Here is a 12,852-nt window from a genome sequence, read left to right on the forward strand (position 1 = left end):
GAAATATAATTACCAATATGAAAGTTAGACACTTGTCATACTTTTATGAAAAATATTAGATTATTGTGACTTCCCGCTGCCAGCTTCAATTTATTACGAGTAATATATTTTCATAAAACTTACATAGATTTCTCCTCTGAACGAAATCGCTAAAACCACAGGTCACTGCGTTTTATGAATACACTGGAACGAGTTCAAAACAGCATTGAATACTTAAGTAAATCAGAAAAAAAAGTGGCGCAGATAATCCTGGCTTCACCACAAACTGCCATTCATTCCAGTATCGCAACGCTGGCAAAAATGGCGGAAGTCAGTGAACCGACTGTTAACCGTTTTTGCCGTCGTCTGGACACCAAAGGTTTCCCTGACTTCAAACTCCATCTGGCTCAAAGCCTTGCCAATGGCACACCGTATGTAAACCGTAATGTTGAAGAGAGCGATACAGTCAGTGCCTATACTAATAAGATCTTTGAATCGGTCATGGCGACGCTGAACACGGTAAAAAACAATTTAGATATCGCCGCCGTTAACCGGGCTGTCGATTTACTGACTCAGGCGCGGAAAATTTCATTTTTTGGTTTAGGCGCTTCTGCCGCCGTCGCTCATGACGCAATGAATAAATTCTTCCGGTTCAACATTCCGGTTATCTATTTTGACGATATCGTGATGCAACGAATGAGCTGTATTAACAGCGCCGAAGGTGATGTGGTCATGCTGATATCCCATACTGGCAGAACCAAAAGCCTGGTTGAAGCGGCACAGCTTGCGCGTGAAAATGATGCGACAGTTATCGCCATTACCTCTCACGATTCCCCTCTCGCCCGCGAAGCAACCTTGGCACTACTTCTGGATGTACCGGAAGATACGGATATTTACATGCCAATGGTATCAAGAATTGCTCAATTAACTGTCATCGATGTTCTGGCTACCGGATTTACCCTGCGCCGTGGCGCAAAGTTCAGAGATAACTTGAAAAGAGTTAAAGAGGCGCTGCGAAATTCACGTTTTGATAAAATTGACTTTCCCCCGATCTGAAAGCCCTATAGCTGTTAGTCCAGCTCTCACCGCCTTCGGTTTTTGATTGCATAGCCAGTAGCTGCTTATTGTTCATGACGTGTTTGTCAATAAGTCGTTGCCCTGCTGGCTCATCCAACCTTGTCGTTTCGGCGCATAACTCAGCCCTTTTGGTGATTTGCTTTGATTTAACAATTGAGTAGATCGCAAAAATTGGACTGAGCTCACCTCAAGTGAGCGACTATTTTGAAACGTTGTTTAATCCGATCACTTGAAAGAAAAATTATAAAGTCATGGGAGGAAAATTTATATCACCAAGTTAATTTAAGAAAATAATCATCAGCCGGAAAAAATCACCAAAATGAATAGTGGCAAAAATAACTTTCAGATATTTAACACAAATAGTTTAGATATTCATCCGCCCCCCCAGCCTCAGAATTTTCATTACCATCACTTGTACAAAAAAATTAACCTGCCAAATTAATAGCTGTCTCTTGATCACAAATCTAACGTAAGAGACAGCTCACATAGTAGAATTTATCCTTCATCATTGAAAATACCGCCTGCCGGTTTTCAATACCAAAACCCGCCAGGACCATTAGATTGTTGATAAACCGGGAACAAATCATGATAGGATAGAAACGCGGCAATAAATATATCCGCCACAAAAGGGTTAGCTAATTCGCCAGGGCATAGTGATTGTGTAAAACGTTCCCCCTGTAGTTCCCCTACAGAGACAACAGTCAGCACAGGCACTACAGCGAAAAGTATCGGTATAAACTGATACGGGTCACAAGAAGCCCTACGATAGTCGCTTGCGACTTTGCGGTGGGCATACTAACAGGTCAACGGAGTAATGCATGTCTAGACGGCTCAGAAGAACTAAGATTGTTACTACACTTGGTCCGGCTACCGACCGCGATAATAACCTTGAAAAGATTATTACTGCGGGTGCAAACGTAGTCCGCCTCAACTTTTCCCACGGCACCGCAGAAGATCATATCCAGCGTGCCAATAAAGTCCGCGAAATCGCCGCCCGCTTGGGGCGTCATGTCGCTATTCTTGGCGATCTTCAGGGACCTAAAATCCGCGTGTCAACGTTTAAAGAGGGCAAAATTTTCCTGAATATCGGAGATAAATTTCTGCTTAATGCCAACCTTGGCAAAGGCGAAGGCGATAAAGAGAAAGTCGGTATTGATTACAAAGGATTACCCGCTGATGTTGTCCCGGGCGATATTCTGCTGCTGGATGATGGCCGTGTTCAACTGAAAGTATTAGAAATACAGGGAATGAAAGTATTTACGGAAGTGACAGTGGGTGGCCCGCTATCCAACAATAAGGGTATCAACAAACTGGGCGGGGGTTTATCCGCTGAAGCCCTGACCGAAAAAGATAAAGAAGACATTATCACCGCCGCCAGAATCGGTGTTGATTACCTAGCTGTCTCTTTTCCCCGCACCGGTGAAGATCTCAATTATGCCCGCCGTCTGGCGCGGGATGCTGGTTGCGAAACCCAGATCGTAGCAAAAGTTGAACGTGCAGAAGCCGTTAGCAGCGATGAAATCATTGATGAAATCATTCTGGCTTCCGATGTCGTCATGGTTGCCCGTGGTGACCTCGGCGTAGAAATCGGTGATCCGGAACTGGTTGGTGTGCAGAAAAAACTGATCCGCCGCGCCCGCCAGCTCAATCGTGTAGTGATTACCGCGACACAAATGATGGAATCCATGATCACCAACCCAATGCCTACCCGTGCAGAAGTTATGGATGTGGCAAACGCGGTTCTTGACGGTACTGACGCGGTGATGCTCTCCGCTGAAACCGCAGCAGGCCAATACCCTGCCGAAACCGTCGCCGCGATGGCACGGGTCTGTCTGGGCGCGGAAAAGATGCCAGGGCTCAGTGTATCCAAACATCGGCTAGACACGACTTTCGACAGTACCGAAGAGGCGATTGCCATGTCCACCATGTACGCGGCAAACCATCTGAACGGTGTTAAAGCCATTATCGCAATGACCGAATCAGGCCGCACTACACGAATAATGTCCCGCATCAGTTCTGGTCTGCCTATTTTCTCTATGTCCCGCCATGAGAAAACCCTGAACCAGACAGCCCTTTACCGTGGCGTTACACCGGTTTATTGCAGCAGTCATACTGACGGCATCACCGCAGCGAATGAAGCCGTTAACCGCCTGCGAGATAAAGGTTATCTGATATCCGGCGACCTTGTTCTGGTGACTCAGGGCGACCAGATGGGAACAATTGGCAGTACTAACACCTGCCGTATTCTTGAAGTGGAATAAAAACTCACTACATTTTAGCGTCAGGCTTTCGGGAGGATACAGGTTAAATCGGGGAGACTGGCGCACTTTGCTTATCCAACACAACCGACGGTAAAAAGTTTTTACCGTCTCCACCGTTCAACCTTATCAATATGACCTTGGAACTTAATTAACTATTCTTATACCAAAATAAACTGATAAATACTTTATACGACTCTGATTGTCTATGTTGATGAATCTCCTATCTCAAAAAGAGAATTTTAACCTTTACTAATGTTCTATTACGGAAATATTTCCGTCATCTATTATAGGAACACAATATTAAATTCAGGTTAAATACCTTTGTCTTAAATAATAATAACTTAAGTAGATTCTCATCAGCTCAAAGTTTAATCTCCATCAAAGTACTACCCATTTGATACACCTAAAAACCAGATTTATCCCTGACGATCGATGTCATAAAAAATAACAAAACACATTGACAATCACTCAACATAGTACTATTAATTAAATACTGATATCAGCATTTTCTATATGGGTATATAACAAAGGATTTCCTGATAATATATTTTTATTTTAATGAATTAGCCAGTAAAACTGAGATCTCTGAGATTAATGCTTGGAGCTGGTCAAAAAAATTTCCTATTTGATGAAAATAAGAGTGATCGTAAACTTTAATTATATGACGTATCTAAAGAATCCGATTTATACCTTTCATCTTTCAAGTTGCTGCTTTGTTGGCTGTTTACACTTACCCCAGTCACATCGTTATCTATGCGCCTGAGGATGCGTTCACTTGCCGCCGCGCTGCAACTTGAAATCTATTGGGTATATATTTTATAGCTTATAGGTTACATCAGAAAAGGCAGAAAATCATATTGACAATCATTCAATATAACATTAGTAATTAGGCGTTGATATCCGTATTTTCCATATGGAAATACCGAATTTCCCGATGATATACTTTATATTAGAAGGAAATAATGAGCTAACTAATTAATCAACTAAGAAATAAAGTGGAGATTATCATGCATAATACCTCAAATGAAACCGTTAAAACTCAAGAAGCACTCAATTCTCTTGCTGCATCATTCAAAGAGACTGAACTCTCAATTACTGATAAAGCACTAAACGAATTAAGCAATAAACCTAAGATCCCTGAGATCACGGCCTGGAACTGGTCAAAAAGCTTCCAGGAAATTTAGCGCTTATCCCATCAGGTTATTTTATTTTCCTGAAAAAACCATGCTTATTGGGATAAACAATCAACTTGTTCAACTAAAATACATAATTTTTGAACCTTAACCATAGGGTAATCCTATGCGCTGTTTGGGATTACCCTAAGTAGTTATAAATATAATGGGATTTAAGTAAGGAACGGTAGCCATAAATGAATGCTATTAACATCTCAGAATCCATGAAACGTTTCAATATATTGGTATCGATACTCTCAGTATCAATAGCGATATTAGCAATTTATTTACTTTCTACTGCCTTCTATTCAGATGCTCGAGTTGATAACTATTATCAAGATAACGGCAATATTTACCGGGTGGAAACCACCTTTAATTTGCCTAATGGAGAAAAAGTGAGATCGGCAAAATCGCCATTACCACTCATAGACGAGCTAGACAAAGATAGCAGGATAAATCGTGCAGACTACTTTTTCAAACTTAACACGACAATTGAGTCACAAGGAAAAAAGATCACCAAAGTTCCCGTGTTTGCAGTGAGTCATCAATTCCTGAATACCCTGTCTCCCTTTAAGAAAGTCGATAATATTCTGGGAACAAATGAGATTTACATCACAAAAGAGTTCAATAATCGCTATCTCGGCCTAGAAAATCCCAAAGGAAAACCTATTATTCTGGATAATGAAACCTATATCATCAAGGATATCGTAGAAAGACGTCATGATTCGAGTCTTAATATGAATGCTATTATTTCATTTAAGCCAACACTTATCAAAAACTACAATAAAGAAATATTCAATTGGTATGATACACATGCTTATATTTTTATAAAATTCGCTGATGAAAAATCAATATCCAATCGTGATGTGCTTCTTAATCATATTATTGCAACCAAAGCCCCCAATCTTCCAGGCGCGCCATTCACCGCCAGTGAATTTATTCACCTGTCATTAAAAAAATTAAAAGATATTCATTACCAAGATGGGTTACCTGATGAAATTTCTATTGGTTTATCAAAGGAGATAATTTACAGCTCATATATCGCGTTCGCATTTATCTTATTTTCCGCATTAACCAATTATTATAATTTAACTTCTGCTGATTCAGCAGAAAAAAGGGATATTTATCAGTTAAAAAAAGCATTGGGAGCGTCAACCTTCAATATTATTTGCGATTCACTGCCAGTCATGTTGATCAGAATAACCTTTTCCACCCTTATCTTTTTGTTACTTATCATAACTATATTCAATGCCTCTCTCTCTATAAAGAATATATTCACCTCATTAGAATTCGACAGTTTAATATATTTAGGCATGTTTTCGGTTGTTATTACTTTCATCTTCATTTCATCAATACATTTTTCATTCTCATTACGTTTTTATATTTATCAAAGAAACAGAAAAATGGATATGAGATATGAATCAACCCTTGCCTCCTGGTTTAGGAAATCATCATTGGCTATTCAATTACTTGTTTCCGGAATATCTATTTATTTGGTCACCGGATTAACCAATCAATATATTCACCTTGTTGATTTACATACTCCATATGACAATGCCAAGACAATATCAATAACAATTAACAACGATAATAATAATAAATTAACTATTGATGAATTAAGCTATGAGTTTATCAGTAAATACCATACTTCAAAAATAACATTCAGTAATTGGCGACCATTTGATATGTCAAGAGAAAATATTACTATTAATTATTCCGGACAACAAAACAGGAATAACTATATCTCTTCAAATGTGATTATTGCGGATGAAAATTTTACTGATGTGTGGAGAATGAAGATATTAGCCGGTGGTGATAAACGAGTATATCAGAGTGATAATGCTGATGTAGTCCATGCATTAGTAACAAAAGAATTTTTAAAACAGAATGGCATTATCAAATACGATGATATTTTTAACAATTACTATTGGTACACCATGGAAGATAAAAAGATCCAAATCAGATTTATTCAGATTATAGATAATTTCAATTTAGGTGCTGTAGATGAACCATTCAGGCCAATAGTTATTTTCATCAAAAAAGATCATGGGAAATATGCTTCGCTGAATTTAAACAATATAAGCAACCTTCCTCCGGTACTTAACGAACTATCAAAACAGGGTTTTGATAAGAATGAAATTGATTTAACCAGTCACCTATTCAACTCTTATTATGATAATTATTTAAAAGTAATAAAATTATCATCTGCCGTCGCTATTTTCTCGGTTATATTATTAGTCATCGCCTGCTTTACTACCAGCATGACTGACTTTAATGCGATGAAAAGGGAATTAAGTATAATGGAATCTATTGGTGGTTCTATTTACACCAATCTCATTCATTTTTTATCGAAGAGTATCATCCCGATAATTGTATCAATTTTCGTGGCATATATATCAGGAAAAACTATTTTAATTTATCTGCTTGATGAATATAGTGTAATTTACACCGATTCCTTTGTATACAGTGCTATCGCCCTATCTGCTACAATGATATTCACCGTTATTATAATGATTACTACCTATTTGGTGAATTATAGAAAATTATCCGCCACTAAATTTTTGTGAGATTAATCATGGATATAGAAATAAGAAAAAAAGGCATACATAATAGAGAAAAATTACTCATTCTCATTTTCTTTATCGCTTTCATTTCATTTGTTGTATTTATTATCTATTATGTCGTTTCGGCTAAAAACGCTTTCGTGAATGAAAATGAAGTTACCCAGTTTCAGGTCAGCAGTAAAGTAAATAGTGATATTCTGAAAACCAGGGCCGTTGTGGTTCCTGATAAAAGTGTCTCTATCTCAACCGAAATAGGTGGAATCGTTACCGATATAATGAAAAAACCATCACAAGATGTTTTAAAGAATGAAGAAATCGTTAAATTATCTAATTTTAATTTCACATTGAATAATTCTTCGATGTTAGCGGACGTGACAGATAAACTCAACAATTTAATAAACATCAGAATAAACTTGCAATCCGACTATCGGGATATTAATAATCGATACTTAGAAGCCTCAAAAGAATTAAAAGAAGTAGAAGACAAATTAAAGCGATATCATGATCTTGTACATAAAAATTATGTTTCTAAAGAAATCATGTTCGATTTAAAGATTAAAAGAGATTATTGGCACGATGTTTATCTATTCTACAAAAAATTAAAAAAGGATAAAGATCGTGATATATCAAAACAGTTAAAGGAAATCGACGAATTTGTCGAAAAACAGAGAAAACTCGCTGACATCATCGAAAATGGTTTCGAGCAACTTTCAATAAAATCCCCTATTGCAGGTAATATCAGTTCATTAGATTTAATTTTAGGACAGCGGTTAAAACCTGGCGATAAAATAGCTATTGTTGATGACTTATCAAACTTTTATTTTGAATCAGAAATCAACGAATACTATTTAAACAAAATAACATACCATTCATCTGCCAGTTTAATCTATAACAATGGAAAAATACCTTTACTGGTGAAATTAATTTCATCTGAAGTCAATAATGGAACATTCAAAGTCAGATTTGAATTGGAAGATAAGAAAGCAATTAACTTCAAGCGAGGGCAATCCATTGATGTCATGATTAAACTTGATGAAGATCGGAAAATATTCTCCGTACCTTCATCTATGGTGTTTTCCATTGACAATAAAAACTATGTGTTTGTTTACCATCCAGATAAAAAAATTGCCCAACGTATTCACGTTTCCATCGGCCAAGATAATGGTTCTGATATTGAGATCAAAAGTGGTGTTACTGAAGGACAAACGCTGGTTAGCTTTGGTAAGAATAAATTCGTTAATAATGATACAGTAAGGATTGAATAAAATGATTAGCATGATGAATGTCTGTAAATCATATAAAACGAAATTCATTCAAACAAATGTTTTGAATGAAATAAATCTTAATATAGATAAAGGCGAATTTATTTCTATAATGGGCACGTCCGGATCAGGGAAATCAACATTACTGAATGTCATTGGTATGTTTGAAACGATCGATAGCGGTCAATTAACACTGAACAATAGCAATATTTTAACAATGAAATATTCTGAAAAAATATCATTCAGACGAGAATTTATTGGTTATATTTTTCAATCATTCAATCTGTTACCCAATTTAACGGTATTTGAAAACATAGAATTACCACTAAAATACAGAGGTTTTTCTAAAAAACAGCGTAAAAGCAGAGTATTTGATGCAATAAATAGTTTCGGATTAGAAAATCGGGAAAATCATAAACCGATACAATTATCTGGTGGACAACAGCAACGTGTTGCTATCGCCAGAGCAATGATAGCCAATCCCACCATTTTATTAGCTGATGAACCAACGGGGAACCTGGATAGCGTAAATGGTCAGAATATTTTATCTTCACTTAAGGATCTGAATGAAAACGGTACGACGATTGTTATGGTAACCCATTCCGTAGAAGCGGCCGCGTTTTCTGACAGAATATTAACGATGAGGGATGGCCACTTGCTTGTTTGAGCATAAATAACATAATAAAGGAGTTCCTTATGGACACAATAATCCCCATAAAATATTTAGATTCAAGCGAATCATCGATTCTCAAGAAATCATCTAAAATTAACTATAGGCAATTAGCTTGCAGAATTATCGGTGAAATCCCCGCCGAAAAGATATTAGATGATGATGAACTGGCTTTATATAATGAGGAAATCAGTATACATTTCAGTCCTGAAATTATTAATGCTAATAAGTTAGTTGTGGTTGTGAAAGCCACCAGGCTTTGCAATTTAAGATGTACTTATTGTCACTCCTGGGCAGAAGGAAAAGGAAATACCTTAACATTCTTCAATTTAATGCGTTCCATTCACCGTTTCTTATCCCTACCGAATATCAAACGATTTGAGTTCGTCTGGCATGGTGGCGAAGTGACTTTGTTGAATGTTAATTATTTTAAGAAACTCATCTGGTTGCAGGAACAATTTAAAAAACCAGATCAAGTTATCACTAATTCGGTACAGACTAACGCAGTCAATATTCCCGAAGATTGGTTAGTGTTCCTCAAAGGTATTGGCATGGGGATAGGAATAAGCGTTGATGGTATTCCGGAAATACACGATAGCAGGAGATTAGATTACAGAGGAAGGCCAACATCCCATAAGGTTGCAGCAGGGATGAAAAAGTTAAGACGTTATGGCATACCTTACGGTGCGCTTATCGTCGTTGACCGCGATGTTTATGAATCAAATATAGAAAAAATGCTCTCTTATTTTTACGAAATCGGTTTGACGGATATTGAATTTCTAAATATTGTCCCAGATAACCGGTGCCAGCCGGGTGATGATCCTGGAGGAAGTTATATAACTTACCATAGCTATATTAATTTCCTTTCTAAGGTTTTCCGTGTCTGGTGGGATGGTTATCAAGGCAAAATCAATATTCGCTTGTTTGACGGATTTATTGACAGTATCAAATCGTCCCAAAAGAAAATGTCAGATTGTTATTGGGCGGGTAACTGTTCTCAGGAAATAATCACACTGGAACCTAATGGTACGGTATCGGCATGTGATAAATATGTTGGTGCTGAAGGGAATAATTATGGTTCGATTATTGATAATGATCTTGGGAATTTACTCGCCAAATCAAATACAAATAAGAATCATCTTAAAGAGGAAATGGCATCATATGAAAAAATGCATCAATGTAAATGGTTTCATTTGTGTAATGGTGGATGCCCACACGATCGAGTGACCAACAGGAAGCACAATCCAAACTATGATGATTCATGTTGTGGAACCGGCGGTTTGTTGGAGACAATAAAACAAACCATAGCGGCGTAAATGCTATCCTGATATTTCAAGTGCAAGTAAAATGTTTCATCACAACAACCCCTAATGATTGGATCTGATGTCCAATATTAGGGGTTAAGTTCAAACTGTGATAATTACTTCATACTATAGATCGTCCCTATTATACGGCTCAATATCCCCTTCTTTGCGGGTCTTAAGCAATTTAAGGATCCAAGTATATTGTTCAGGATTTGGCCGCACTAATTGTTCCAACTCTTCATTCATCCGACGGGCAATAAAAGCATCATCTTTGCCTTCAATATCATCCATTGGAGGACGAATATAAATATCAAGCTGATGAGTACGGTAATTATAAACCGGAAACAGCGGCACAATCGCCGCACGGCAAATCTTCATCAACCTACCAATGGCCGGTAATGTCGCCTTATATGTTGCGAAGAAATCGACAAACTCACTGTGTTCCTCGCCATGATCTTGATCAGGAAGGTAATATCCCCAGTAACCCTGGCGAACCGTAGCAATGAAAGGTTTAATGCCAGCATCACGGGAATGTAAGCGACCACCAAAGCGGCCCCGGACTTTATTCCACAGATAATCTGCTACAGGATTCTTCTGATGATGAAACATCGCCGCGGCTTTCTGTCCATTAGCTGTCAGTAATATCGCCGGAATATCCACAGCCCAGCCATGAGGAACCATGAAAATAATGTTTTTCCCCTGCGCTTTCAATTGGCGGGTAATCTCTTCACCATGCCAATGCGTCCGGCTTAACGCGGATTTTGTACCACGCAAACAAATCTCAGCCAGCATAACAAAAGGTTGAGGCGCAGTAGAAAACATCTCATCAATCAACGCCTCACGCTGTTGCTCTGTCAGTTCCGGCATACAGTAGCACAGATTGATCCTCGCTCTGCGGCGCGCCCCTTTCGCAAGCCTACCAGCCAGCCAGCCTATTTTAGCCAACAAAGGATCACGCATTTTAACCGGGAAGTAAGTCAGCCCAGCCAATACACCCACCCCTAACCATAATCCCCAATAGCGAGGATGCAGGTAGGATTTACGAAATGTCGGCACATAACCCACTTTACTGTCTGTCTCTTTATGCATGAGCTAACTCTTTAGAACAAAACGATGATCTGCCATTTTAGTATGGAGATTTATATCAATGGATATCAATCCATCTTTTTTGGCATAGACAAAACGACAGCGGATAATATCAATCATCCGCTTTAAAGTCTGTCATTAATGTTCAATTAAGCTTAATCCAGCAACAGTTGAGGGGTTACCTCTTTTACCGTTGCCAGGAATTCTGTGCGATCTTTACCACTCAGACCCCCAGAGCGCGGCAATTTCGCCGTTAATGGGTTTACCGCCTGCTGGTTGATCCAGAATTCATAGTGCAAATGAGGCCCCGTAGAACGACCGGTACTACCGGACAACGCGATACGATCACCGCGTTTTACCTTCTGCCCTGGTTTCACCAACAGTTTTCTCAGGTGCATATAACGGGTGGTATATTGGCGGCCATGACGAATAGCGATGAAGTTCCCCGCCGCCCCATTATATTTGGAGACAATAACCTCACCATCACCTACCGCCAAAACCGGGGTTCCCACCGGCAGGGCAAAATCCACCCCTTTGTGCGGTGCGACACGCCCGGTTACCGGGTTCACACGTCGAGGATTAAAGTGAGAAGATACACGGAATTGTTTCGTTGTTGGAAAACGTAAAAAGCCGCGCTCAAGACCGGAACCTTCACGATCATAAAAACGCCCATCTTCCGCACGGATAGCATAATAATCTTTACCGCCACTGTTCAGGCGAACACCCAGTAATTGGCTCTGTTCACTGCGGCCATCCAGCATTTCACGGGAAAGCAATATAGAGAAGCGATCACCTTTATGTAATTTGCGCAAATCAATTTGCCATTGCAGTGCCTTAGTGACTTCACGCGCTTCACTGCTGGTTAATCCCGCATTTAAAGCACTGCTGGTAAAGTTACTATCAACCACACCAATAATCGCGCTGTTTTTCCACTCACCTTTCTGAAATGATTTTGTTTCTTTAAAAACATCACCTTCACGGGTATAAATACGGCTTTCACGACGGGAGACACCCCAGGTCAGACTTTGCAGATCACCCGCTTCATTTACCGTCCATGATAATGGCTGACCAATGTTCAACCCCCGTAACACTTTATGCTGACTTGCCAGTAACGCCACGTCAGAAGCATCAATACCAAATTGCGTCAAAATGCTACTGAGAGTATCACCGTCAGAGACAATATATTCATGCGGAGTTTGAGCCGTCGTTTCCGAATTCGTCTCTTCATCGGGAATGCCCTCGTCCGGTAATTGCTCACTACTATCCGCAATAATCTCATCGGTATTTGCCGGGGCATTAATAGCAATACTGCCGGTGCTTATTTCTTCCTGTTCATGATGATAAGCAATCGGCTGCCACATCGTGACAACCAATGTCGCCAAAGTCAGCGAACCCAGCATAATCTTATGCGGTCGCGGTAGCTCCTTATACACCAGAACGATAGTTTTAACTATCTGCTGCACTAATCGAATTCCTT

The 12,852-nt window shown here is 39.1% G+C and carries 9 protein-coding genes; 7 read left to right on the forward strand and 2 right to left on the reverse strand.

What is annotated here, in order from left to right; all coding sequences use genetic code 11:
* Positions 1 to 174: 174 nt before the first annotated feature.
* The 7 genes from ACUN2T_RS13835 to darE all read left to right on the forward strand — a co-directional run bounded on the left by ACUN2T_RS13835 (position 175) and on the right by darE (position 10,301).
* Positions 175 to 1,035 carry a MurR/RpiR family transcriptional regulator gene (locus ACUN2T_RS13835; protein ID WP_445493593.1) on the forward strand — a complete coding sequence of 287 codons (861 nt, stop codon included), beginning with the start codon at positions 175 to 177 and terminating at the stop codon, positions 1,033 to 1,035.
* A gap of 839 nt (positions 1,036 to 1,874) precedes the next feature.
* Complete coding sequence (gene pyk, locus ACUN2T_RS13840) at positions 1,875 to 3,317, forward strand: pyruvate kinase (protein ID WP_445493594.1); 1,443 nt, start codon at positions 1,875 to 1,877, stop codon at positions 3,315 to 3,317.
* A gap of 1,007 nt (positions 3,318 to 4,324) precedes the next feature.
* Positions 4,325 to 4,501, forward strand: a complete 177-nt coding sequence (gene darA-a / locus ACUN2T_RS13845; protein ID WP_445493595.1) for a peptide antibiotic darobactin A — start codon at positions 4,325 to 4,327, stop codon at positions 4,499 to 4,501.
* A gap of 185 nt (positions 4,502 to 4,686) precedes the next feature.
* Positions 4,687 to 7,056 carry a darobactin export ABC transporter permease subunit gene (gene darB / locus ACUN2T_RS13850; RefSeq protein WP_445493596.1) on the forward strand — a complete coding sequence of 790 codons (2,370 nt, stop codon included), beginning with the start codon at positions 4,687 to 4,689 and terminating at the stop codon, positions 7,054 to 7,056.
* 8 nt (positions 7,057 to 7,064) lie between these two features.
* On the forward strand, positions 7,065 to 8,318 hold the full coding sequence (gene darC, locus ACUN2T_RS13855) for a darobactin export ABC transporter periplasmic adaptor subunit (protein ID WP_445493597.1): 1,254 nt from the start codon (positions 7,065 to 7,067) through the stop codon (positions 8,316 to 8,318).
* A gap of 1 nt (position 8,319) precedes the next feature.
* On the forward strand, positions 8,320 to 8,982 hold the full coding sequence (gene darD, locus ACUN2T_RS13860; RefSeq protein ID WP_445493598.1) for a darobactin export ABC transporter ATP-binding protein: 663 nt from the start codon (positions 8,320 to 8,322) through the stop codon (positions 8,980 to 8,982).
* 29 nt (positions 8,983 to 9,011) lie between these two features.
* Positions 9,012 to 10,301, forward strand: a complete 1,290-nt coding sequence (gene darE / locus ACUN2T_RS13865; RefSeq protein ID WP_445493599.1) for a darobactin maturation radical SAM/SPASM protein DarE — start codon at positions 9,012 to 9,014, stop codon at positions 10,299 to 10,301.
* A 114-nt stretch (positions 10,302 to 10,415) separates the two neighbouring features.
* Here darE and lpxM read toward each other — a convergent pair whose 3' ends face one another.
* On the reverse strand, positions 10,416 to 11,378 hold the full coding sequence (lpxM, locus tag ACUN2T_RS13870; RefSeq protein ID WP_445493600.1) for a lauroyl-Kdo(2)-lipid IV(A) myristoyltransferase: 963 nt from the start codon (positions 11,376 to 11,378) through the stop codon (positions 10,416 to 10,418).
* A 152-nt stretch (positions 11,379 to 11,530) separates the two neighbouring features.
* Positions 11,531 to 12,838 (reverse strand): murein DD-endopeptidase MepM, encoded by a 1,308-nt coding sequence (gene mepM, locus ACUN2T_RS13875; RefSeq protein WP_445493601.1) that lies wholly within the window; start codon positions 12,836 to 12,838, stop codon positions 11,531 to 11,533.
* Positions 12,839 to 12,852: the final 14 nt, after the last annotated feature.

This window comes from Photorhabdus machadonis (assembly GCF_052657765.1).